Origin of the sequence: Streptomyces sp. MK7 (genome assembly GCF_032658145.1) — a bacterium.
Lineage (GTDB): Bacteria > Actinomycetota > Actinomycetes > Streptomycetales > Streptomycetaceae > Streptomyces > Streptomyces spiralis.
The window spans coordinates 19,135-44,260 of record NZ_JAVACL010000047.1; the positions used below are offsets into that span (position 1 = coordinate 19,135).

Annotated in this window: 10 protein-coding genes and 2 pseudogenes; 2 read left to right on the forward strand and 10 right to left on the reverse strand. The window is 69.9% G+C overall.

What is annotated here, in order from left to right; translation table 11 throughout:
* Nucleotides 1–5 precede the first annotated feature (5 nt).
* From R2S09_RS33400 to R2S09_RS33410, 3 genes and pseudogenes are all read right to left on the reverse strand, one after another.
* A complete protein-coding gene (locus R2S09_RS33400) occupies nucleotides 6–3,197 on the reverse strand; it encodes a type ISP restriction/modification enzyme (protein WP_316745078.1) in 3,192 nt (1,063 codons plus the stop codon).
* A gap of 400 nt (nucleotides 3,198–3,597) precedes the next feature.
* Nucleotides 3,598–4,678: pseudogene (locus R2S09_RS33405) on the reverse strand (MerR family transcriptional regulator).
* Between the two features lie 73 nt (nucleotides 4,679–4,751).
* Nucleotides 4,752–6,764 (reverse strand): serine/threonine-protein kinase, encoded by a 2,013-nt coding sequence (locus R2S09_RS33410; RefSeq protein WP_316745079.1) that lies wholly within the window; start codon nucleotides 6,762–6,764, stop codon nucleotides 4,752–4,754.
* Between the two features lie 511 nt (nucleotides 6,765–7,275).
* On the opposite strand from R2S09_RS33410, the gene R2S09_RS33415 reads away from it, so the two are divergent.
* Nucleotides 7,276–8,853 (forward strand): hypothetical protein, encoded by a 1,578-nt coding sequence (locus R2S09_RS33415; protein ID WP_316745080.1) that lies wholly within the window; start codon nucleotides 7,276–7,278, stop codon nucleotides 8,851–8,853.
* On the opposite strand, the gene R2S09_RS33420 is transcribed toward R2S09_RS33415, so the two are convergent.
* The 6 genes and pseudogenes from R2S09_RS33420 to R2S09_RS33445 all read right to left on the reverse strand — a co-directional run bounded on the left by R2S09_RS33420 (nucleotide 8,838) and on the right by R2S09_RS33445 (nucleotide 16,637).
* Entirely contained in the window at nucleotides 8,838–10,172 is a 1,335-nt protein-coding gene (locus R2S09_RS33420) for an ADP-ribosylglycohydrolase family protein (RefSeq protein ID WP_316745081.1), read from the reverse strand. The two genes, R2S09_RS33415 and R2S09_RS33420, sit on opposite strands and share 16 nt — an antisense overlap.
* A gap of 481 nt (nucleotides 10,173–10,653) precedes the next feature.
* Nucleotides 10,654–11,547, reverse strand: a pseudogene (locus tag R2S09_RS33425) (ADP-ribosylglycohydrolase family protein); the annotation flags it as partial.
* A gap of 103 nt (nucleotides 11,548–11,650) precedes the next feature.
* On the reverse strand, nucleotides 11,651–12,463 hold the full coding sequence (locus R2S09_RS33430; protein ID WP_316745082.1) for a hypothetical protein: 813 nt from the start codon (nucleotides 12,461–12,463) through the stop codon (nucleotides 11,651–11,653).
* Nucleotides 12,464–12,503: 40 nt separating this feature from the next.
* Nucleotides 12,504–13,112: a hypothetical protein gene (locus R2S09_RS33435; protein WP_316745084.1), complete on the reverse strand. Its 609-nt coding sequence runs from the start codon at nucleotides 13,110–13,112 to the stop codon at nucleotides 12,504–12,506.
* A 35-nt stretch (nucleotides 13,113–13,147) separates the two neighbouring features.
* Complete coding sequence (locus R2S09_RS33440) at nucleotides 13,148–15,694, reverse strand: DUF262 domain-containing protein (protein ID WP_316745085.1); 2,547 nt, start codon at nucleotides 15,692–15,694, stop codon at nucleotides 13,148–13,150.
* 103 nt (nucleotides 15,695–15,797) lie between these two features.
* Nucleotides 15,798–16,637: a hypothetical protein gene (locus R2S09_RS33445; protein ID WP_316745086.1), complete on the reverse strand. Its 840-nt coding sequence runs from the start codon at nucleotides 16,635–16,637 to the stop codon at nucleotides 15,798–15,800.
* Nucleotides 16,638–16,997: 360 nt separating this feature from the next.
* On the opposite strand from R2S09_RS33445, the gene R2S09_RS33450 reads away from it, so the two are divergent.
* Nucleotides 16,998–22,805 carry an AAA domain-containing protein gene (locus R2S09_RS33450; RefSeq protein WP_316745088.1) on the forward strand — a complete coding sequence of 1,936 codons (5,808 nt, stop codon included), beginning with the start codon at nucleotides 16,998–17,000 and terminating at the stop codon, nucleotides 22,803–22,805.
* 79 nt (nucleotides 22,806–22,884) lie between these two features.
* On the opposite strand, the gene R2S09_RS33455 is transcribed toward R2S09_RS33450, so the two are convergent.
* Entirely contained in the window at nucleotides 22,885–25,056 is a 2,172-nt protein-coding gene (locus R2S09_RS33455; protein WP_316745090.1) for a UvrD-helicase domain-containing protein, read from the reverse strand.
* Nucleotides 25,057–25,126 lie beyond the last annotated feature (70 nt).

The following is a 25,126-nucleotide window of genomic DNA, read 5'->3' on the forward strand; positions in this document are numbered from 1 at the left end:
CCCCCTCATGACTCGTCCGACTCGCCGAAGTCCAGGACGACGCGACGCCGAGCACGCCTCGCCGCGGGCTGGAGAGGAAGAACGCCCGCCGAGGCGAGGTCCGCGACAGTGACGACCGGCGAACTCACGATCTGCGCGGTGAGCGCCTGCTGCGCGGGGGCCAGGTCGACCAGCCGCCGCAGGACGCTCAGCAGGTCGATCAGCTCCTCCGTCCACTGACTCGGCCAGGACGTGACGTGGATGTCGTCGAGCGGGCTGGTCCTCCGGCTGGTGGGGGACGCCTTCCGGTAGCCGAACCACTTCTTCACGACACGCATGCCGCCGACCTCGTACGCCCACACAGCCCGCGGCACTCCAGTGAAGGCACCCGGGCCCACGTGCAGAGTGCTCTGCTCCTCGTCGTACGACAGCGTGTCGGGTACATCGGTGCCTATCCCGGTCGTGTACCGCACCTGCCGTGCATCTCCCCGGGCGAATCGGACGCCGTTCTGGTCGGAGGGCCGCACTTCGCCGGGAATGGCATGCTCGCCGTACGTCGCCGCCCACAGGAACTCATGGCCGACGCGGACCGCCTCCCACCACAGATCCGGGTCACGGGTCAGTGGCAACCGGACTCCAGGGGTGAGCAGGTCCTCGGCGAAGTGCTCCGTGAAGGCGCGGTGCCCGGCGACGGCCACGGCGTAGGCCGCGAGGTCCTGCACGCGCACTTCACCCACGTCGAGAACGCCTGCCAGGTACCGCAGCAGCCCGCTGGGCACGTTGGCGGTGCCGTCCGGATGGAGGACGGGGTGCACTCTGCCGCCACGGCCGTTGAAGTGGTGCGTGTCGGGCAGCAACGCGGTGGCGACCAGGGCGGGGCCGGCGCTGATCTCGTGGCTGCTCTGCTGGTTGAGAAACAACTGCCCGGGTTGCAGGGACTCCCAAAGGTCGGGCCTTGGCCGGTCGAGAACCCGATTGTCGGCGATGAGCCAGTGGCAGTCGAAACTGCGCTGAGCGATGCGGATCAACTGCGGCTGAGTGCCTGACTCTTCGAGCATGGTGCGGTCGGGGTGGGCGAACCCCGGTAAGCCCACCGCCCGGTTGCCGAGTTGTCGATCTTCTGTCTCCTTGAACAGCAGCGCCTTCGCCTCGGGATCGGACTCACCGATGAGTCGGGCCCATCGGCGCCGCAGAACCGTATCGGACGGTGAGGTCACCCACGACCGGTTGGTCTTGTTGCCAGGACTGCCCCACGGGAACAATTCGTCCAGCGCCGGATAGTCGTCCCACCCCGACAAGGTGGCCGGCGTAAAGGGTCGTACTCCCTGCGCGTGCGTGTCCCGCCAGCCCCCGTCGTCCAGGTGGACAGCCCGAAGCTGGGCGAACTTCTCCGCGCGCCTGCCATGCAGAGCCCGGTAGTGGACGCGTGCAGGACGTTCGGAGTCGTGATCCGCGCGCCGTACGAAGACGCAGATCGACAGCGGCTGGGCGACGTGCGGGAACACCCGGGTGGCCACGTCCGGCCGCTGTCCCTCTGGAGACAGGTTGATGATCCACCCCTCGTCGCACGTCCTGCGCAGATAGCCGCGCATGCCCCGTCCGGCGGGGCCGGTGGCGAACGCCGACGGGGTGATGAAGCAGACCACTCCGTGGCGGTCGTCCGCATGGGCGTCGAAGACCTTCCAGGTGGCCCAGCGCCAGAAGTAGACGTACATGTTCTTCAGTGCGTGCTCGTAACGCCCATTGCCGGGATGCCGGAAGTCGTCGAGGGGCGGACGACCTTGGCCCTTCACTCGCTTCTCGATCCAACCGCCGCGGTTCTCGGCCTTGTCGTCGTACGGGGGATTCGAGATGACCACGGTGACCGGAACGTTGGCCTTCACGTGGTTGGCGCGGGCACGGGACACCGACAGGGCCGCGTACGTCGACGCGAGCTGTTCCTCCTGGACGTACGGGTCGTCGAGCGTGTCCGTGACGTGGAGGTTGAGACCACCCGGCGGGAGCTGGGCGCCGTATTTCTTCAGCAGGTCGGCGGCGCGGAGTTCGGCGACGGCGAACGGTCCCATCTGGAGCTCGAAGCCGTACAGGCGCTCGGCGAGGCGGCCGATCGCGTCGGGTGCCATAGCGTCGCCGTCCTGCTCGGCCGCCTGCCGCGCCACCCGCTCGATGATGGTGTGCAGGTAGGTGCCGGTGCCCATCGCGGGGTCGACGATGCGCACGCTCTCGTCGCCGTAGCCGCGTGCCTTGCCCAGGCGGGTGCGCAGCACCTCCTCGGTGAGCCGGACCATCTCCTCGACCACTTGGTGGGGGGTGTAGTAGGAGCCGCTGCGCTGGCGGAGGCCGTCGTCGTAGACGGAGAGGAACGACTCGTAGAGGTGGAGGTAGGCGTCCCGGTTGCCCTGGCGGATGATGTCCCACTCGACGGCCGCGACGGTGCGGGCGAGCAGATCCAGTGTCACCTCGAATCGCTCGTTGACGTTGTCGGTGAGCAGTTGGAGAGCCTTGCCCATAAGAGCGTGGCCGGCGTTGAGGCGGCGGCCGATCTCGTGGAAACTGGTGCCGGTCACCGGGATGCCCTCGGTGTGAGCGAGGAGCAGAGCGAAGGTGACCGTCTGGGCGTAGCCGTCGGCGAAGGTCGCGTCGTCCGCGGTCGGGAAGAGGAGCCGGCGCCAATCGCTCCGCAGACCGGTGAAGGGCCGTTCGGATGCGGAGTCGGCTGCCTCCAGCCCAGCCTCGGCCCGCAACTGCTCCCGTACCGCTTCGCGCAGCAGGCGGCACAGCGGCGCGATGTGCTGGACGAGTACCGAGACGCGCCGGACCTTGGGTGGTTTCCAGCAGAGCACGGCCTGGGCCAGCGCATCGAAGGCGGCCAGGTCGCCGGCTGCCAGCTTCTCTCCGGCGCTCTTCAACGTGCCCTGCAGTACGACCTCTTCACCGATCTGCACGCCGTACTGGAAGACACGCCAATGGGTGCCGTTGGTGTAGAGCAGGTTGGGAAGGTCCCGCAGGCGCTCCCACTGTCTTTTGTCGTGACCGGTGAAGGAGTCGGGGTCGATGCTCTTGCCCGGCCGCTTCACCTCGATGTAGCCGGTCACGTTCGTGTCGACGCGCACGGCGTAATCGGGACGCACGCCGAGGTGGGGGATGCGGGTCTCCGGGTGCCAGCTGATCTCGGGTAGGGCGTGGTGCGTGGCTATGGTGCGAAACAGCTGCTCCAAAGGGCTGCGGATGGCTGCCTCGCGGTCACCGGGACCCGTCAGGTTCCGTTTGCATTCCGAGCCGAAGACGGAAACGGCTTCGTGGAGCCAATGAAGACGTGCGTCAGCCATCGATCGCCCCCCAACCCCCAGGCCCCGGACGAACGCGGGCCACCCCTCCCGAAGTATGGGGCAGGTACACGCAAAGTGGCAGGGGCGTGCAGGAGTTCAGTTCCGGTCGCCTGCGCTCCGTAGCACCGCCGTGGTCACATCGACACGGACAGCGTCGCGCCGCAGCAGCCCCGCGTCATCGTGCACAGCGGAAGCGAGCTTCAGCAGGACCAGCAGAGCCGGATGAACGGCGACCGTCCCTCTGCCCGGTCAGGGGCGGTAGGCGGCCACCGTTGTCGAGACGACCGAGTCAGTCCTCCAGACGAACCGGCATCAGTATCGAGAACGCCCCCTCGTCGTCGACCCGGCGGATCGCGAGCGGCGCCGTGGGGGCGCCGAACTCCAGGAGCAGTTCGTCCCTGGCCCCGGCGGCGAGCGCCTGCAGCAGGAACTCGCGGTTGACGGCGACGTGGCTCTGCCCGTCCTCACCCTCCTCGCAGAGGGTCACCGTGCCTTCGTCCGTCACCCTGAGCACACTGAGGTCGTAGGACACGCCGTCCTGCTCGCGTACCTCACTCGCCCGGACCGGACCGGACTCGAGCATGTTCCGGAAGGCCCTCACGCCGACGAGAGCCCGCCGTCCGGCGGGCAGGTGGATCAGGCGCCGGTAGTCGGGGAAGTCGTGATCGAGGCACTGGCCGACCGCCTGGCGCTCACCGGCCTCCAGCGTCACACGGTCACCGTCCACGGCCAGCCGGACGGGTCCCTCCTCGCTCAGTAGCGCCCGCATGGCGTCGGCGAGGGGGAGGGGCACGACGATCTGCACGCGGGGGCCATCGTGACCAGTGGCGCGCGCGTGCGACAGCCATGCGGTAACGGTCGGTGGCCACGACCTGGAGGTCTCCGCCCTCGACGTCGAACAGGATTCCGCCGAGTACCGGCAGCTCCGAGTCGGTGCTGGCGGCGAAACGGACCGCGTCCAGCGCGGCGGCCAGCTCCGGTGCGGGGACGGACAGCCGGACGGTGGCGGTACGGAGTGACGTCATGGGGTTCTCCCTGTGGTCGAGAAGGGCTCGGAGCGTGGAGAACTCGCCGCGGGCGTCGGACAGCCCCAGTTCGAGGCGGCGCAGGTGCGCTTGCAGGAGCCCGCGCACCAGACCCGTGTCCGCGCCGGTCCAGCCGGCCAGCACCAGGCGAATGTCGGCCAACGGCATACCGGCCCGGCGCAGCCTGGCCAGCACCCGGGCCTCCTCGAGCTGCTCCGGCTCGTACCAGCGATAGCCACTGACTGGGTCCACCCAAGCGGGGACCAGGACGCCGGCACGGTCGTAGAACCGGAGCGTGCTCACGCTCAGTCCGCTGTCCCGGGCCATCTCTCCGATGCTGCGCATGTCGTTCTCCACACCCGGGACTCTGGGCCCTCGACAAGGTCGAGGGTCAACCCGCCTCGACTCGGCGTACCGCTCAGGCAGGGCAGGCGGCCCGGGTGGTGGCGTTGCCCCAACGCATCATCAGGTAGTGGTTGCCGCCGATCTGCGCCACCGCGTAGCGCGCGTACGGCCACGCGTCACCCGCGCTCTCCCGTTGGGCCACGAGAGCCCGGCACGCCTCGCCGGCGGCCATGGCCGCCCATGACTCGGCCTTGCCCTCGGCCCATGGTGCGTAGTCGGACCAGACGTACATCACCGAGTTGCCCGGGTCGAAGCCCACTTTGATCTCCGCGTTGCCGAGCACGCGATCGGTACCGAGAGCCTGGCGCATGGAGTTGCTCCGCTGGATGACGCTCCGGGCGAGGTGGTCCGCGACCCGGATCTCGTCGCCGTCGGTGCTGGGGATCATCGCCTGCCCGAGGCCGTCCTCGTCCGGTGCCCAGTCCTGTGCGTTGCCGTCAGCATCCTGTCCGGTACCGTCGTCGGCCGCCACCTGGCACTTGGAGTTGGTGACGAAGTCGTCCTGCCAGGTGACCTCGGGGTCCTGGCCCGGCTCCTCCTTCACCATCACGTACCGGCGGTACGGAAGGTTCGGGTGCAGACGGAGTACGACATCCCGCGCCGTCAGGCACATGTTCCTGGCGATCTCCGTCTCCGCGTACATCGCGCCCTGCTCGTCGGAGCTGAGTGTGTACGAGAGGTAGACCTCCCCGCGCGACTGGTGGAACCGCACGGTCTCCGGGGAGAAGTCGGCGCCGTCGCTCAGCTCCTGGGCGACGACACCCTCGTCGTGCAGGATGGCGCGCGCCACGTCGTGCTCGCCCGCGCCCTGAGCCCCTCGCGCCTCGCTCCAGCTCTCCGCGGTCGCCGAGTCGCCGCCCGCGGTCTGCTGCTTCGCCGTCGCGCCGCCCTTCACTGTCTTCGCGGACGGTTGCGCGGATCCCGCCGAAGAGGGCGACGGGACCGAGGCAGCCGCCGACGCGTGTGTGTCGGTGCCTGTGTCCCCGGGCAGCAGCGCGGCCACGCCTCCGGCCAGGCCGCCGATGACGCCGGCCGCGAGGATCGCGCCGCCGATCAGCCGCTTCATCGGCCGCGTCCGGCTCACGGTCAGGTGCCATGACGGATCATCCCCGGCAGGCACGCCCCATACGGCCGCGACCATGTCCACGGCCGTCGCCGGTCCCGAGCCGGCGCCCCCCACCTGGGTAGCCTCGGAGGCCAGCCGGACCGCGCACTCACGGGCGGCTTCGGCAGCCGACGGGCGGTCACCGGGTTCCTGGGACAGCGCCTTCTCCACGATCCCGCGCAGTGCGGTGGGGACGCCGTCCAGATCCGCCTCACCCGACATCACGCGGAAGGCCACCACGTCGGGAGCGCCCGCCCCGAACGGCAGCCGTCCGGTGGCCGCGTAGGCCACGAGCGCTCCCCAGGCGAACACGTCGCCCGCCGGACCCGCTGTTCCCTGACGGTACTGCTCGGGGCTGATCCAGCCAGGGGTGCCGGTCATCACCCCGGTCCGGGTGACGCTGGTGCCGTCTGCGGCGTGGGCGATGCCGAAGTCCAGCACACGGGGCCCGGAGGGGGTGAGGAGGACGTTCGCCGGCTTCACGTCGCGATGCACCACCCCCGCGGCGTGGATGGCGGCCAGCGCCTGTGCCGTGGCGGCGGCGAAGGCGTACAGGTTTCCTTCGTCGAGAGGCCCGTGCACGCTCACGTGCTGGTTCAGTGTCGGCCCGGGGACGTAGGCGGTCGCCAGCCACGGCGTCGGCGCGTCCGGATCGGCGGCGAGCAGCGGGACGAGATGTGGCCCGGTGACCCGGGACGACAGTTCCACCTCACGCCTGAACCGGGCCCGGAACTCGGGATCCTGGGCATGCTCGGGGTGAACCACCTTGACCGCCACCCGCATTCCGCCGGAGGTGACTCCGGCGTGGACGGTGCCCATGCCTCCGGCGCCGAGACGGCCGACGATGCGGTACGGGCCTATGCGGGTGGGGTCACCGGGGCGGGCGGGCTGAACTCTTCCGCCGGAGCCGTTATCGCTCACGCACACTTCCTTGAACTGTTGGTCTGCCCGCGCGGGCCGAGGGACTGACGGGTGGTCAGGTGAATCGGAGTCCGAGGACGCTGCAACCGAGCACGGCAGAGCGGATGCACCAGCGCGGCAGGTCGGCCGCGCGAGCAAGGCCGGGCTGTCAACGGGCCGGCACCGAATTGCTGAGCCGGCATAGTCCGTTGCTCAGTTGGCCGTAATCAGTAGGCCGTACTGCAACGGGCCCGTGCCCTGACGCGCTGTTCCAGCGCCTGTTCGTGTACGTGGCTGCGCTTCCGCATGGGCGGTCCCCTCCCCGTTGGCATGTGCTACCGGGCGAGCCTATGCGCGCAGGGCGTCAATGGACAGCCTGAGTGCGGAACTGGGTAGCGAATCGTTGTGAACTTAGCGCACGACGGTTCATACTGATGGTCTTTGACAACAGGTGCTGCCTCAGGGGACAGGTCACCAGGTCATCCAGCGACCGAGCAGGTCGTCGGCATCAGCGGAGCGGGAGGGCTTGGGCATGGGTGGGAACGACGCGGTCAGAGTGAGATTCCTCGAGTTGGGATGCAGCCTCGAAGACGCCGACATTCTGGTGCGTGCGGGCATCGACCCGGACGTCGTCGGCACCCGTGCCCGTGACGCGGTTCACTTCGCCTCCGCGGCCCTCCACCACGGTCTGGCCGACCCCAACGGGCTTCTGGAAGCCGCAGGCGGCGATCCGGACGAGGCATGGAAGGCCTGGGCGATGGACTCCGTAGAGGGGCCCATGGACGAAGAGGACGAGGGTGAGGGTGACGAGTACGTCGAGGACGAGGGTGACGGGGACCAGTACGACGAGGACAGCGGCGCGTGTCGCGTCCATGGCTGGGCGAGTGCCTACATCGGCAGCGTCGTCCCGGGTGAGTACACCATCGAGCTGTACGACGATCTGGGGCTGCCAGGCAACGCCACCTACCTGGACACTCTGGCCTTCTCCCTGCCCGTGACAGCCGAGGCCGGTTCTCCGGAGGACCGGGACGCCTGCGTCATCAAGGCGGCCACCGAAGAGCTCGCCGCCTATGGGTGCATCCCCGGGTCCGACTTCCTCGGCAGGGACGGCAGCTTCAGCGTGCAGGTGCAGGCCAGCGAGCGTGCCCTGGAATGGCTCGAGGACCAGAGGCCGGTGGCGGAGAAGCTTGACCTGCTGCTCGCCGGGCTGCACGGTTCGCTGGCCGACCCGGCGGCTGTCCGCGCGGGCCGCGACCGGCCCGGCATCGAGGTCATCGCGGAGCCCCGCCCCGGCCGGCCGCGCCAGGCTCCGAAAGGCGCTTGCACATCGATCGTGGACTGGAACGACCGCGATTTGTTCTTGCAGGAGGTGGCTGATCAGCAGCCTGACCAAGTCCTGATCGAGCGGTATCACGGCGGCTGGGCCAGGCGCCTTGCCAGAGCACGCGACCTGAAGCATCCCGGTCTGCGGGGGCTGAAGCTTGCGCGGGCGGAAGCGGGGCGGCGCGATGAGGAACTGAGCGGGTTCACCGCACTGTTCCGCTCTCGCCACCAGGTGCATCGTTACCGGGTCCAGGCCGACTGGGCGGAGGAACTCGGCCGCCGCCTGGAGGAGTGGGAGCGGGACATCAGGGCCGTACGGGAAGAACAGGCCCGCTTTCCCCACCTCAAGCGATGGGGAAAGCAACTGCGCGAGGCCCTGCTGAACGACGAGCAGTACCTGACGGCTCAAACGCCCTCAGCTCAGGACCGTCGGGCCAGGGACCTCGCGCGCACCATGTTCGGATCCGACTGCCCCGTGCAGTCCGTCTACATCCGGCGCGCCCTCGCCAAGGCTCAGGCCAGGCGGGCCGAACTCCTCCTCGAGCAGCAGCGGGAGCAGTGGAAGGCCACCGTTCCGGTCTGGGCGACCCGTCTGGCCGACTCGGCGAACTTCCGGCAGGGCACGACCGCGGAACGGGCCATGCTCGCCAGCAACCTCCTGTACGCGCACCACCCCGCGGCCGACACACCTGAACTCGTCCGCCTGCTGCGCACCGCGGCTGCCGCTCTCGTGTCCTCGGACGACCGGCACGCCACCGACAGGGCCGCTGGTCACCACCCGGGATAGCGGTCCCACCAGTGCGGGTCCCAGCCGGCGGTGTACTCCCCGCCGCTGGGGGAGTCGGTGAGCTGGACGACGAGGTCGCGCGCCAGGGTGTCGAGGATCCAGGCCAGCTCATGACGGCTGATCAGGTCGACTGGCAGTGCCTCCGCGCCGTGCAGCGCTCCGAGCAGGGCTCCGGCCACGCAGGCGACCGAGTCGCCGTCCGGTGCCCCGGCCGCGAAGCGCAGAGCAGCGCTCACCTCGGCTCGATCGGGGAAGGAAGCGGCGACGTACAGACCGCCGAGCAGTGCCGAGGGTGCCGTGGCGTCCGGTGCGAGCCGCGCGAGCCGTGCCGCGTCCCTGGGGTGTTCGTCCGCCTGCTTGAGTGCCCCATCAAGCTGATCGAGCTCAGCGGTGGTCAGTGCCTCGTCGGCGCGCGCGAGGGCGCGAACGCCGTCCCTCAGTGCCTGCCGCGCCTGCGGGCGCTCGCCGACCGCGGCCAGGCAGTGACTGGCCAGCACGACCGCGTGTGCCACCGCGGAGTGCGCGGCAGGGTCGCCATGGGTGAGGGCGGCGAAATGGCGCGCCTGTTCTGCCCAGTACGCTCGGTCGCTTCCGGCGACGGCCACGGCGACAGGCAGGGTACGGGTGAGGGCGTGGCAACCGCGGCTGGCCGTGGGCCTCTCCACCGGGCCGTGCTCCGCCTTGGCCAGCGCGGCCACCGTCGCCGGTGCCGAACCGCGCCGCTCGGCCAGCACGGGAACCTGGGCGAGCCAGCCGTCGGGCCTGCCGTCGGGCCAGGACCACCGCTTCGCCTTCAACCCCTGCAAGGCCGCCCACCGGCAGTAGGCATGCCACACGACGCCGTCCGGGGCGCAGATCCCCTTGTGTGCGCCTCGCACGAAGGCACGGATCAAGCCCTCGGTGGTGAAGCAGGCCAACTGGGTGCTGACCCCGGCCCGCAGCGGGCCGTCGGCCGGCAGCTTGTCCCGAGCGGCGCCCAGCGTGTCCCCCAGCGCCAGACCGAGCAGCAACCCCCGCACCCGGGATACCGCGCCCTTCTCCTTCAGGAACGCCCCGGACCGCTCCGGCTCGCCGACCGCGCCCTCCACTTCCCTGTGGCCGAGGGCCCCGTCCTCCTCCTGGGCCCGCGCGGCGCTGCCGTCCGAGCGGCCGCCGGCGGCCAGGTCGAGCACCGCGTCGTGCAGCTCGGGGTGGGCCGACAACTGCCAGCCGTGCACCAGTACTTCGCGCAGGTCCGACAGAGCGGCCCTGGGGTCGGTGCCGGTGGCCAGGTGGCTGTAGAGCGGCGGCGACGGCCGGGGTGCGGCTCTGCCCGGCAACGCAGTGGAGCAGGACCCGCTTGTCCTCCTGACGCAGCCGCAGCACCTGACGGGCGGCCTGGTCCAGCACGTAGTGGAGGTTGGCGTTCTCTCCCTGGCTGTCCACCAGCCAGACGCGCAGATGCTCGACGTCGGCACCGGCCAGGATCGGGTCGGTACCGACGCGGCACAGGGAGACCACGGCGTCGACCGGGACCGCCTCCGTACCCTGGGCCAGGGCCAGATTGCCCAGCACCACCCCCGCGTCGTGCGGGTGAGGGACCGCGAAGCCGTGGGGGGTGGAGGACGAGACGGGCAGGCGCGCGGCGGAGGGCCAGCCTGCCGCGTCATCGCTCCCACCGCGGGCGGTGAGCACGGCCAGCCGGACGAGGTCGGCCCCGGTGAGGCCGGGCCAGCCGTGCACGTCCCGCTGCCACTGAAGCGGGACGGCAGAACATCCCCAGCGCGCGCCGAGCAGGGCGCCGGCGATCGCCGCGACAGTGTCGGTGTCGTTCCCGGCCCGGACCGCCGCCTCCAGGGCGAGGCGCAGGTGCTGGGCGGGAAAGCTGTCTTCGGCCGGGCTCAGCTTGGGGACAGGGGTGCGGGTGATCGCCGACCAGGCGGCCTGCAGCGCTCTGACGACCCAGCCGTTGGGGGAGAAGTGGTGCGGAGGGTGAGCCTCCGCCTCGTCCAGCCGCTCCGCCCACAGCGCTCGGCGCTCCGGGGGAAGCAGGTGCAGGCCGGCTCGTACGCCGTCGAAGGTCCCCTCCAGGACGGCGGTACGGATGCCGGAGCACCACAGCACGCAGGCATCGGCGCAGTCGGGGTCCGGGTGGGTGAGCGCGCTGACCGCGATGGCCGCCTCGGCCATCGCGTCCGCGTCCCCGAGATAGGCGAGGGCAACGATCCCGGTCCGCATCAACGAGCCGTTGCCAGCACTTTGAGGGTGGTGGGCGGCGTAGTCGCGGGCCGCTTCCAGCATGACCGCGCCAGCGGCCCCGGGCGCTCGCCCCGCGGCCGAGAGGACGGCTCTGGTCTGGTTGCCGACGTCGCTGGCGCCGCCTGCCAGCCAGCGCTGGAAGTTCACCGCGATCGCGTCGAGGGCCTCGGCACCGCGCAGATCGGCTCCGGTCGCCGCCACCTCGGCGATGCACACCTGCATCTGGGTGTCGTCGGAGTTTCGCCGGGCTCGTACGGCCCCAGGCCGCCACCGACCATCTGCGGGTGCTGGTCGTCCCGCAGGGTCGCCTGAAACTCGTACGGTACGCCCAGCGCGTCGCCCACGGCCGCGCCGAGCAGTACCCCGGCGGCACGATCGGTACTCCGGGCATCCAGGCTGGGGTTCGGTATGGGTGCGCTGGCCATGGGGGCTCCATGAGGTCGCGGCACTCGGCAGACCCCCTGGAGGGAGCCGACAGCCGACCGGCGTTGATCAGTGGCACGTCAGCTTGGCACCGCGAGCCACTTATCGTCAATAAGACGATTGCAGGAGGTGTGCGTCAGAGGCCTGCGAAGTCGGGTGCCCAGGTCAGCCGCAGACCGACGCTTCGGGCCAGCAGGACCCAACGATCCACGGACGGAGGTCTTTCGAGGATCAGCACCGGATGTACGACAGTGCTGGGGTATGCGGTCCGCAGTTGGTGGGTGTAGTCCAGCAGTTGTCCGATGCCCAAGCGGATCTGCTGTTCCTCATGTGCTCCCGTCAGGCTCTTGACTTCGGCGACGAACACCTCCTGACCGCATGACCACCCGGCATCGAACTGCGGCGCTCCGGGAGCGTGCGCGCGTGCCTCGATGCCCCGGCGTGAGAGGTACGCGATGAGCGTTCCGACTGTCGCCTCGTGTGCGGTCGTCGCCCTGTCCAGAGCGCTGAGGTCCAGCGTCAGATCACCGGACAGGCGTTGCCCCGTGCGCCGCACGCGCAGAGGGCCGCCGAGAATGCCGCCTTCGGGGGTATGGGCTGCGACGGGACGGACGCGTCCGGCACGCGCCTTTCTCAGCTTCAGGCACGGTGCAGGGCGTCCCTTGAGCAACTCGGAGAAGCCGTCCGCGTCCACGACACAGACGTGCCGCCCGCAGCTGCGCTCGGCTTCGGCGTCGACGAGCGTGCTGCTGTAGGCGCGACTGTCGTCGGTCACGGCCTTGCTGGCCAGATCGCCGTAGACGACGAGCGTCACCTTCCGCGAGAAGTCGGTCTTGGAAACCGCGCCTCGCTGCGCGGCTCTCTTGGAGCAGGTGGCTCTGACCGTCCACACGCCGTCGACGAGAACCCGGCCCGTGAAGCAGACCGTGTGGCCCTTCAGTCCGTGCACCGTTCCTCTGCATGCTCCGTCCGGCACGGCTATCCCTCCCTCAGTCGTCGTCCGGCGACAGCCAGGCGACGTGCCGAAGAACGGGTAAGACCTTGAAGCACGTGAAGGCCACCACGGGCGTCTCGTCATCGGCTGCTGGGAAGAACAAGGCGTGCTGCAGTCGCTTTTCGTCCTGCGGATCGTCGAGGTCCACCAGGGGCAGATCCGGGCGGTCGAAGGCGGCCCTCAGGGTCACGCCCTCCCGGGCGGTCAACTCCCGGAGCCGGGACAGCCCCACTCGGCTGGCGAGATCCGCCGTGGTGAGGGACCTCATGAACCGCGGTCTGTCCTGCCCGTCCACGTGCGTGGGGTACACCATGATGCGTAGTTCCCCGCGCCGCTCCGTGGTGTCGATCCCCGAGCGCAGCCTGTTGTGCAGGTTGGAGAGGGCCGCGGGCATCTCCGGAACAATCGTGGGCTTGTAGAGCACGACATCCCGCTCGCCGTTCGCCCAGCGGTTGTCATGGACGGTTAGCACCGGCTGCCCCGGGAGCCGTAGCTCCCATTCGACGGCGGTTGCCCGGGAGAGCACACCCGAACAGGTTGTGCCGGTCTTCTCGCTGCGCACCTCGTTGTTGCGTGTCAGCGCAATGCCGTTGATCAATTGCACGAAAGATTCCCCCCTACCGGTGTGCCCGACCACATTCAGTCCCGTCGCGCCAGATCCAGAGCCGCCGCCCCCACGAACCAGTCCAGCACCTCGCAGATCTCTTCACTGTGCTCCGCGAAGACACTCACTGAGAAGGACGGACGCAGCTCCAGCTTCGCCTCGGGCAGTTCGATGCCGCCGATCTTGTTCAGGCGGTTCAGCAGCTCCCGGCGTTGTTCCGTGTCGTCGAAGGGGGTGCGGGTCTTGAGGTACTGGAAGACCACCTCGACCGTGCCGCTCACGGGATAGACCGCGATCGGCCAGAGCAGGTGGGGGCTACGGCTCGTGCCGGCGTCCAGCATCGGAAAGCAACTGGTCTCCTCGTACCGGCCGTAGTTGACGTAACCGCCCTGTCGGCGCCAGAAGTCGAGGGCCGCTACGACGCCGGGGTACGCGTCCGGCCAGTGCTCCTGCAACTGTGACCGGAAGCGCTCGGCCGCCACCGAGTCCTCCCCCTCGGGGAGCGGGCCGTGCGAGACCTGCTGCGCGACGTCCTTGCCCAGCAACGTGGCCAGCTCCGCGCCGGTCAGGCGTTGTGAGTGATGCGCCCGGCCCCAGGAATCGAAGCGCACTCCCTCACTCGTCAGCAGGTCCTGCGGTGGTGGCCGGTCGTCGCCGTCCGCCCAGCGGAAGGAGGGCGAGATCTTGCCCTCCGCGGTGAGCACCCGGTAGGCGCCGATCACCGTCGGGTTGGCGCTCAGATAGGCGCCGACGGCCACCGGGTGGCTGCCGATCAGCTCGGCGACGTCGCCGTACGTCGTCCACGTGCCGCTCGGCATCGCGACCAGCGCGGCACGCAGCTCGGACCAGCCCGGCGACTCCCCGCCGACCGGCTTGGCCCCGCCGATCGGACCGGGCCACAGTTCCACCGCGCGGTCGGCCAGGCGGTCGGCACGCTGCAGAATCTCCGCCTTGCCCCAGCGCTGTGCCGAGGCGATCTCGAGGTTCATGCGCAGGGCGCTGGAGTCGAGGATCTGCTGCTTGCGCTCGAAGGGGTGGTTGGACAGCTTGGTGTTGTCGCCGGTCAGCGTGAGGTTGCCGAGGGTGTGCACCAGCAGGTCGTGCAGTTCCTGCGGCGTCTGGTTCGGCTCCGTCTCCTCGGAGAGGAGGTCGAACCACGCCGGAGCGGGTCGCTGCGGCAGGACGTGCTCGACACTGAGGGATGCCTTGGCGAAGTCCACGGGCTCGGAGGGACGGTAGCTTTCCTCCAGTCGGCGGAGGATGTAACTGCGCTGTGGAGGACGGCCGCTCCAGTAGAACGGCTTGGTGCGGATCGCCTCGCGCAGCTCCTCGTCGCTCGGCCAGCGACGGCGCCGACCGGACAGGAACCGCCGTACCGCCTCGGCGGCCGGCCGGTCGGTCTCCAGCTCCTTCGGCGCCTCCATGAAGATCCGGTTGAGGCCGGTCGTCGGCGTCTGGCAGATCAGGCGACGTATCAGATAGGACTCCACGTAGCGCAGGGCCTGCGCCGCGTCGTCGGGCGTCGTCCGGCCGCCCGCGACAAGGTCGAGCAGGTGCAGCGCCAGCGGATAGTGCGTCTGGCCACCCCAGGAGGCCAGACGCTCCAGGACCGCGCGGAGGGCGGGGGACTGCTCACGGGCGGGATCGACGATGCGCAGGAACCTCCCGGCCCGCTCGGCCAACTGCTCGATCTCCTGCTGCAGGGCGTCCTCGTCACCGGCCAGCGGCTGGAGCCGTTTCTGCTGCTCGCGGTAGATCTCACTCTGCTTGGTCTTGTAGTGGCCGCGCACCACCAGGTCGAGCCAGACCAGCAGTTCGAGATTCTTCGGGCCCAGGCTCTGCTGCATGGGCAACCACAGTTCCTGGTAGATCCGCTCGCCTCGCTTGGGCAGGAGCATGAACACGTAGTTGCGCAAAAGGTCGCTCTGACTGAGCCCGACACCCGTGTTGTTGATCGACTCGAAGATCCGGTAGACGTTGTCCCCGGACTCGGCGGTGATCTCGACGATGGACAGCAGGTCCTTGAGGACAGTCTCGACCGTGGCGGTCCACCGCTCGTCGCCGGCCTCGTGCCCCTCCGCCAGCGCACCGCGGAAGAACCGGTAGGCGGCCCCGATGTTGTCGCCTCCGCCGGCGTCGGCCCGGGACTGCACACAGGCGGTGTACGCCTCGCGGTCCGCCTGAGTGGGCAGCAACCGGTAGTGGTCCGCGCCTTCGTGGAACTCGTTGACCAGTATCTGGCGGTGCACCCGGTCCACCCCGCGAGCGTCACCGGTTTCCTTGAGGTGGTCGCGCAGCGCCGCGAAAGCCAGCATCAGCGTGGTCAGCCGCTGCTGTCCGTCCACCACCAGCCATCTCTGCACCCCGCCCGCCTGGATCTGGCCCGGTGCGAGCACCACCGAGCCGAGGAAGTGGGGAGCCGCCGACTCGCCGGCAAGATGCTGCTCGACGAGCTCACCGATGTCCTCCCACAGCCGCTGGAGTTGCTCCCTGCCCCAGCTGTACGTGCGCTGGTAGAGCGGCACCTGAAACTGTTTGTCCCCTTGGACGAGCTTGAGGAACGTGATCTCCTGGGCGCGCATGCGCCTCCCTTCCTACGGGCGTCCCTGACGGGTGCGCAGGCCCGGCCCCGTCCATGTCGGTCTCTCGGGCTCAGGGGTGGCTGCCTGTTGAATCTAATCCTTTTCAGGCGTTGTCGTCCGCCGATGTCGGAGCCGAGCGGCTGGAGATGCGCGGCATCGTCTCGTTGGGGGAGCGCCGCAGCAGCTTGATGCTGCGGCCCTCGACCCAGGCGTTCCACGCCTTGACGTAGTAGAGCAGGTGCTCGCGAGAGTCGTCGCGGCGCCGGTGTGCGTTGCCCAGGGCCAGGTTGAGCATGGTGTTGCGCAGAGTCAGACGCGGGTCGCCCGGCTCGAGACGCGCGCCCGTGACGACTCCCTCCTCCCAGGCGGACTGGTCGATGTCGGGTCGGGCCTCGCTGGTGACGTACCAGCCGATCGTGGCCGCCGTGACGGTGATGCGGCACCCCCGGTTCAACGCGATGCCGTGGTGCAGGGCGTCGCGGATACCGGGGTGCTCTCCGAGCAGATCCAGGAGCTGGTCGTTGCTCGTAACCGACGAGCCCCCGCTCCACGAGGAGTTGGGGGCGTTCAGGTACAGGTGCAGCCCGCGCAGGGCGGATGCCAGGTGGGTGGCGTTGGCCTCGCCGGCGAGAGCGAGCGCGTCACGGCCGGTGCGCTTGCGGCCCGTGTCCATCACGGTGAAGGCGGTGCGCGGAACGCCGTGCGTGATGGTCAGCGGCACGGTGACACCCGCCTTGACGATGGCCGCCAGTCGATGCTGTCCGTCGATCAGGCTCTGGTCATCGTCGAACGCGATGCCCTGGTGGGTCAACTGCCATTCCCCGCGCCGTATCTGTCCTGCCAGCTGCTGCACCGTGGCCTTGCTGAGAGGTCGGTTGTTGGTGTTGCGTGTGAGCCACTGTGCCGCCAACTCGGGCGAGACGTCGACCACTTCCATGTGCATGGCGTGATTACCTCTCTCTGGGATTGGCATCACGCAGACCGCATGGGTGACGCCAAGAACATGCTGCCGTGTGGTTGTGAACTTAGTCAACTGTTTAATCGGCGACCGGCGGCGGCTATGGTGTCGCCGCAGGCGAGTTGGTGTCGCTGACTGATCGCGGATCAGTGGTGATGTGGACAGGGTGAGGCGTTCATGACGGGGTGGGATGTCCGCCCCTGCTGATACGCTCGCCGCGTGTGCTCAGTTCACACCCGAGTTCGGCGCGCCAGGGGGGTACCTTGTGGCCGCGCTCGGGGTGGCCGGGCGGAATATCACCGGATGGGCCACCGGATGGCCCTCAGCAGCAGTGGGGTGGGGCGTGTGACCCAGGATGAGAGCGGGCGCAGCGAAGATCTGCAGCCGGTCGGTTCCGTCTACCAGTACGGTGATGGCCTGTACGTACGGGTGGATGATGTAGTTCCGTACGAACTGTCCGATCCTGACGACGGCCACGGGTACCGGCCGGGCGACGACCTGGTGCGCTGCACCCTGCATCTGAGCAACGGCACCGGACGGCCCTTCGACATCGACGGCATCACCTTGCTGGTGCGCGGCGGTCCGTTCGGCAAGACGGGCCGTCAGGTGCAGGACTACCGCAGTGACGTGCTCGACGACGCCCTGACGGGCACCCTGCGCAACGGACGCAGGGCCTCCGTGACGTGGGCCTACAGCATTCCGGCCGGCACCGCCGGGGAACTGGACATAGAGGTCCGATTTCCGCGAGCGCACGACCGGGAGAGCGTCACCTTCACCACGGCCGTGGCCCCCGTACCGGCATCCCTCGGCACCGGCCTCGCCGATGTGCGGGCCGCGCAGGTGCTGTCCGACCAAGCCGTGTTGTTCGGTGAGCATCAGCAGTCCTTGTTCGCGGACGGAGGCTCGCGGGACGAACCTGTGGGCGACCTCGGCCACTCCGCCGACGGAGCCGGGCAGCCGCACGCCCGGCGTGTCGCGCTCGACGCCGTTCCGGCTCAGCCGGCCGGCCCCGGGCCCCAGGTCACGCAGTCAGAAACACCTCAGTTGTCTGCCGACGAGCTCGACGCCACACGCGTACGGCAGATCTTCCGGTTCCTGGCCGAGGCCGAGGAGTCGAAGACCCGCCCCGTGCGCACGCTCGACGGTGCGGCCGGCACCGTGTGGTTCGACGAACTGCCCGACGACGACGGCGTCGAAATGATGATCGACGGCGTTCTCGCCACCGACGAGCCGGCCTGGCTGACCGTCGCACGCCCCGAACGCGAGGACGCCCCGCATCCCAAGCCCCTGCTCGCGCCCTGGGTCGACGAGACCCGCATTCGGGACTTCAAGCAGACCCGCGCCCCGCACCTGCGCCGGCGCGTCGAACCCGAGTTCCCCGACTGGTCGCGGGGCATACCGCTCGACAAGACCTACCACGAGCTGGACGAGCACCCCCAGCGGGAGAAGATCGAGAAGCTCTACGCCGCCTGGGAGCAGGAATGGCTCGCCTGGGCGGAGCGGCGCCGTGCCATCGACCCCGTCGTGAGGCTGTACGACCGGCTGCACAAGATGCACGAGGACGCCACCAACCTCGGAGAGGCCTACGAACTCGTCCTCGGACTCGGGCGGCTGATCTGGCAGACGACCTCCGGGCAACGGGTGGAACGGCACCTCGTCACTCACAGGGCCACTCTCCGGCTGGACCCGTCGACCGGCACGCTCACGGCCGCCCCGGACCCGACCGGAGCCGGCCTGGAACTCGAAGAGGGCATGCTCGAAGGGGCCCAGCACGTTCCCGGACCCGTGCGGGAGAAGATCGTCGAGGTGCTGGAAGGCGCCTCCGATGTGACGGACCCCGAACATCTCGACGCCGTGCACACCGCCCTGCGGAGCTGGGTCAACGCGGCACACAGTGCCGGAAGTTACGCCCCGAGCGTGGAGCGCGCCAAACCGCGCAGCCTCGACGTCCCGCACGTGGGACTCACTCCCGCACTCGTCCTGCGCGAGCGCAGCCGCCGCTCCACCATGGACGCGCTCAAGGCCATCGCACGGCAGATCGACGCGGGTACCCCGCCCACCGAGCTGCTCGGTTACATCGCGGGCCGGGACGGTGCGCTGACGGCGGCGGACCTCGCGGCGGCGGAGGACGACAGCACGGCGAACGACACCGGCGAGATGTACTTCGCGCTGCCGGCCAACGAGGAACAGCGCACGATCGCCGAACGCCTGCGCGCCAACCGGCTGGTCGTCGTCCAGGGCCCACCCGGCACCGGCAAGACGCACACCATCGCCAACCTGGTCACCGACCTGCTCGCCCAGGGCAAGCGGGTCCTCATCACCAGCCACACCCCGCGCGCACTGCGCGTGCTGCGCGACAAACTGCCGGAGTCCATCCGTGACCTGTGCGTGAGCCGCACCGAGGACGGCGCGGCCGCCCAGCGCGAGCTGGAGGCGTCCGTGCAGCGGATCCTCAGCGAGTACGCCGGATACGACGCGAAGGAATCCCGGAAGCAGATCCAAGCGCTCCAGTCACGCCTCGCCAAGGCCCGCGCCGTCCAGCAGACCATGCTGCGCGACCTCGCCGTGCTGCGCGAACAGGAGACCCATCGCTTCGACGCGGAGATCGGCGACTACAGCGGCAGCCTCCAGGAGATCGCCGAGCGGCTCACCGCCGAGGCGGACCGGTACGACTGGCTGGGACCGGTCTCGCAGGAACAGCCGACGCTGACCGCCGCCGACGCCCTGCGCCTGCTGCACACCACCCGGGCGTACACCTCGCACCACCGGGCCTTGGCGGCCGACGTGCCCGGCCCCTCCGAACTGCCGGCCCCCGGCGACTTCGAGGACGCGGTGCGCGTCGTACAGTCGGCCGAGCAGGCGCATGCCGCCGCGCGTCAGGACCCTCTGTGCGCGCAGTATGACACGGCCGTCCGGAGCCTGAGTGAAGCCGAACAGCAGCGGCTGTCCTCGGCACTCGACGCGTTCTCCGCCGCCCGCGCCCGTGCGGCCTCCCTCGCCGTCCCGGCCGGCGACTGGGCCGGGACGCTCCTGAAGCAGGTGACCGAGGGCCAGGACTGGCAGGCGCGCAGCCGCCGGGCCGCCGTCACCGAGACACTGGCGGCCGTGGACGTCTCCCTCGCCACCCTGGGCACGGCCATGGTCAGCGGCCTGGAGCAGTACGACCCGGCCGCAGCGCTGGCCCAGGCCACCGCGCTGCACGACGGGCTCGGCCAGGGCCAGAAGCTGCGCGGGCCCCTCGGCATGCGCTCCAAGCTGGCGAAAACGGTCGGCGCGTTCGTGGAAACCGTACGGGTCGACGGACGGGCCCCGGAGGACATCGCGACGGCGGCCGTCGTCCTCGCCCGCGTTCAGCTCGAACTGCGCCTGTCGCAGGTGGAGTCCGAGTGGGGCACTCCCGTCGCCGCCTGGCACGGACACGGGCCGCGCCTCGCACGGCTGCGGCAGGACGCGGAGGTGCTCGACGCACTGCTCGCCGTCGCCGCCGCTCGTACCGACGTGCTGACCGCCGCGGCCACCTCGCCGGCCCTTGCCGTCGCCACCTGGCACGACGCATCCGTCGAGAACGCCGTACGAACCCTGCTGCGCGCGGCGACCACCCTGCGCGCGGCCGAGCAGTCCCGCAAGGTCATCGCGGACACCGAGGAACTTCTGCGGGCCTGGAACGACCGGCCCGGTGTCGCACCCTCGGTCGTGCACGCCCTCGACGCCGTGCGCGACCGGGACCCCGACGGTTACCGCTCGTTCAGCGACGAGATGGCCGAGGTGCGTGAGGCCGCCCGGCTGCGCGCCGAACAGGACATGGCTCTCACTCGTGTCCGTCATGCCTTTCCTGCTCTGGCCGACCGCATCGCGGGCACGCCCGAGGACACCGCCTGGGACACCAGGCTGCCCACGCTCGCCGAGGCCTGGGCCTGGTCCGCGTGGCGCGAGCGCATGGAGCGGCTGACCGACCCGGAGGCCGAACGTGCCCTGCGCAGGCGGCTGACGGAGGCTGACGACGAAGCCCGCATCATGCTCGCGCGGCTCGCTGCCGCCCGCGCCTGGCACCGCTGCCTCGGCCTGCTGACCGGCGACCAGTCCCGGGCGCTCAGCGCGTATCAGCAGGCCGCCCGGCGCATCAAGGGCAAGTACCAGCACCGCTACCGGCGCGACGCCCAGGCCGCCCTGCGCAAGGCGCAGACGGCGGTGCCGGCCTGGATCATGCCCCTGCACCAGGTCGCCGAGACGGTGCCCATGGACCGGCCCGGCATCTTCGACGTGGTGATCGTCGACGAGGCCAGCCAGTCGGGTCTGGAGGCCATGCTGCTGAGCTGGCTCGCCGACCGGATGGTCGTCGTCGGCGACAGCAAGCAGGTCAGCCCGTCCAACGTCGGCCTGAAGCAGGACGAGTACTTCCACCTCAGGGACCGTCTGCTTACCGCGCTGGAGCCGGACGTGCGCAGCCTGTTCGGTCCCGAGTCCAGCTTCTTCGACCTGACCGAAGCCCTCTCGGCGGGCCGCGGCACGCTCATGCTCAAGGAGCATTTCCGGTGCATGCCGGAGATCATCTCCTTCTCCAACGACCTCTGCTACAACCGTGATCTGCTGCCTCTGCGGCAGTACGGTGCGGACCGGCTGCCCCCGGTCCGCACCGTGTACGTGGAGAACGGCGAAGCCGTCGGCGCCAACTCCCGGCTGACCAACACCGCCGAGGCCGAGGCGCTGGTCGACGCGATCGTCCGCTGCTGCGCCGACCCCGCCTACGACGGCAGGACCATGGGTGTCATCAGTCTCCGCGCCAGCAAGGGACACCTGACGGAGCTGGAGAACCTGCTCGTCGAGCGCCTCGACTACGAGCAGCGCGAGGAACGGCGCATCCGGGTCGGCGACGCCGAGGACTTCCAGGGCGACGAGCGGCACATCATGTTCGTCTCCTGCGTCAACTCGGCGACCACCGCGGCAGGGACCGTTCCGGGCGGCTTCAACGGCAAGACCTACGAGCAGCGGATCAACGTGGCGGCCTCCCGCGCCCAGGACCAGGTGTGGGTGTTCCACAGCGCGCGGGTCGAGCAGTTCCACGAGAACGATCTGCGCCGACGGTGGCTGGACCACCTCACCCGGCCTGCGGAGGAGGAAAGCGCCGCAGTCGAGGGCGAGGTGCTGCCCGACGTCCGGCACGAAGCGTTCGACAGTCTGTTCCAGCAGAAGGTGTACCTGGAGCTGACGGCGCGGGGCTATCGGGTCCGTCCGGGATACAAGGTGGGCCGCCACACGATCGACCTGGTCGTCGAGGGCGGCACACGCCGACTGGCGGTCGCCTGCGACGGCGACTCCTTCGCCGAGGGCGAGGACGCCCCCACCGGTGCTGCCCGGCAGCGGGACCTGGAACGCGTCGACTGGACGTTCGTCCGGATCCGGGGCAGCCGGTTCCACCTCGACCGTGAGCAGGCGCTGGCTCCGCTCTGGGCCGAGCTGGAACGGCTGGGCATCGAGCCGGTGCGGGATGAGCCGGAGGAGATCGTGGTCACCGCCGGCGAGGAGCACACCGAGACCGAGCCGGCCGGTGAGGACGTCGCGATCGAGCAGCAGAGCGTGGTGAGCGCGGGCCTCGGGACCCACGCCGAACTCGTCCGGGCGACGCCGGATCGGCCGGAGCCCACGGCAGCGGCCGACCCGCGCGAGTCGCTGCCCAGTCCGTCCCCGGAGACGGCTCCTGCTTCGGCCCGGGACATCCCCGCCACCGTGTTCCACCGGCTGGTCCGCGAGGTGCAGCAGTTGCAGGCCGCCCTCGACGCACCTGACGAGACACCCGAGGGAGCGGACCCTGCCCAGCTCGTCTTCCTCAGAAAGACTCAGGGCGACCGGCGTGACCGGCGCACGAAGCGCCTCACCTTCCTGCGGACGTTCCTGGACACCGTCCGCGTCGTTCGGGAACCGGCCGTCCCGGACGTCGTGATCCCCGGCGCGCTGTTCGTCTTGGAGTTCGACGGCCAGGTGGACGAGGACAACCTGTACACCGTTGCTGAACTGCCCACCGAGGAGGCGGACATCGTCTCCCCCTCCTCCCCGCTCGGGCACGCGTTGATGTGGCAGCCCGCCGGACGTGAGATTTCGTACGACACGTCCCAGGGCAAGCCGCGCACGGTCGTCGTGCGTGAGATCCGGGCCTGAAACGAGCCACGGCACTCACGCAGACGGGTCGTGTCACGCGGACGGCATGCTCCGGTCCGCGTGACACGGCCCTCGCCTCTCAGCCGGCGACCGGGTCCAGCATGCGGCTCCGCTCGCCGCTCCAGGAGACCGCCAGCGCGTCGCGCGCCCGCGTACAGGCGACGAAGAGCAGGCAGTGCTCGGCCAGCAGGTCCGAACGGTGCTGCACGGCGTCCTCGTCGGCGGGCGTCACCTGCGGAGCGAAGGGAAGCACGCTCGACGTCACGCCCACGACGGCCACGCAGCGGAACTCCAGCCCCTTCATCGCGTGCATCGTCGCCACACGCACACCCGACACCTCCGGCCCCGGGTCGTCCTTGACCGCGACCGCCGGGACGCCCTCCCGGCGCAGACGCGCGATGACCGCGTCGACCACGGTGTTGAACCGGGCGCACACCGCCACGTCGGACGGTTGGACCCCGTCCTGGTCGACCCAGGTCCGGATCTGTGCCACCAGTGCGCGCAGTTCCTCGTCCTGGCTGGCGTAGCCCCGGGCCACCGGTGTGCGTCCGTGCAGCTCGGAGCGGTAGCCCCGCAGCGAGTCCCGGCCGCCGTCCTCGTCGTCGTCCTCACCGAGCCGGCCCACCGGCTGACCGTCGAGAAGGGACGCCGACCAGCGCAGAATCTCCTCGGTGCTGCGGTAGTTGACGCGCAGGCGGGACGTACGTCCGCGCACGTCGATGCCCAGCGAGCGCAGCGAGACCCGGGAGTCGTAGATGCGCTGGTGGGGATCGCCGACGAGGAACAGGTCGTCGGACTGCGGAGCGACGCAGGCGCGCAGCACCCGCCACTGGGCCGGGTGGAGGTCTTGCGCCTCGTCCACCACGACGTGACGGTAGCGCGGCCCCTTCTCGGCCAGGATGCGGGCGGCCTGGTCGCACAGCATGGTGTACGTCGCCGAGTCGCGCGAGGCCAGATCCCCGGTGAACCGTTCCATGACCCGCCAGAGCCGCGCGCGTTGCACCCGCCCCACCTGAGTGCCGCGCCCCCGGCGCACACACCGCAGGTACTCCTCAGGCGTGCGCAGTCCCTGGGCCAGGACGACGTTGCGGAACTCCTGGGACAGGAAACGCTCCGACCAGGGCAGGTCCTCGCGCGCCGCGGCACGGGTCCAGGCACTCTTCTCGGCCGCCGCCGACAGCGGTTTCGGGGAGCTGCCCCGCGCCTCGCGTATGACCCGCGCGGCCAACGAGTCCACCGTCGTCACGTCCACGCGGTCGAGCAGATGGGCGTCGGCGTCCCCGAGCAGCAGGGCCAGGCTGTCCCGCAGGGCGGCCGCCATGGCGTTGGTGAAGGTGGTGAGCAGGATCCGGTCACCCTCGCGCCCAGTGCGCAGCAGATGCCGTACGCGATGGAGGGCAACGACGGTCTTGCCGGTGCCGGGGCCGCCCGTCACCTGGGCCGGCCCGTTGAAGCCGGGGTGGTAGGCGTACCGGCGCTGAGCAGGGTGCAGGAAGACGCGCCAGCGGGTGAAGTCCTCGGTGAGGATGCGCTCGAGCTCACCGGGACCGGTCACTTCCACAATGCGGTTGGGTGTGTTGCGGATCGCCTCGCTGAGGGTGACGGCCGGCCGGTCCTCGGCCGTGCGTACCGTCTGCCCGCGCGGTGCGATCAGCTGCTCCCAGACGTCCTCGGGCGAGTAGCCGGCCGCCAGGTACTCCAGCACCTCGTACTGGTCGGCGGGCATCATGGGCGGCGCCATGACCGCCAGATCGTCGCCCGTGACGCATACGCGCGCCAGTCGCAGGACCTGCTCGTCGATGCCGAGGTCGCGCAGCACAGTGTCGGAGTGCTGGGCGAAGAGCCGACCCGGGGTTTCGAGCGCTTTCGTCTCGAAGTAGGTCTCCATCTGTTCGAGCGCCTCGACGTTGCGGACCTCGAGGCCGCCGGTGGCGCCGTTGACCGAGTAGGCACGCTTGCAGGCCCAGCTGATCGCCTCGTCGTGCGGAGCGACCCGCAGCAGCGTGTACAGCTCGCTGCCGTCGTCCGGGGCGAGGAGCACCCCCCGGTAGAACCTGGTGATCCGGATGGTGCGGATCCGGGGGTCGCGCGCCCCTTCGAGCTTCTCCAGATGCATCCCCTTGCTGGCATGGAGCTGAGGCACGGTCAGGCTCCGGAACATCTGGATCGCGTCGTTGACCTCCTTCTGGACCGGTCTCTGCAAGGAGATCAGATCGGCGACGAAGTCGTCGGCGAGGGCGAGACGGGGCATGGGCGTCCTCGGATCGCTGGCGGGCGGTGGGCGTGCAACAGCCTAAAGACTGATGCCGATACCGAGCGAC

What these genes read in the sequence shown, in the direction of transcription:
- R2S09_RS33445 (WP_316745086.1), bottom strand. Translation starts at nt 16,637, where the DNA reads ATGCACATGGAAGTGGTCGACGTCTCGCCCGAGTTGGCGGCACAGTGG.
- R2S09_RS33455 (WP_316745090.1), bottom strand. Translation starts at nt 25,056, where the DNA reads ATGCCCCGTCTCGCCCTCGCCGACGACTTCGTCGCCGATCTGATCTCC.
- R2S09_RS33415 (WP_316745080.1), top strand. Translation starts at nt 7,276, where the DNA reads ATGGGTGGGAACGACGCGGTCAGAGTGAGATTCCTCGAGTTGGGATGC.
- R2S09_RS33440 (WP_316745085.1), bottom strand. Translation starts at nt 15,694, where the DNA reads ATGCGCGCCCAGGAGATCACGTTCCTCAAGCTCGTCCAAGGGGACAAA.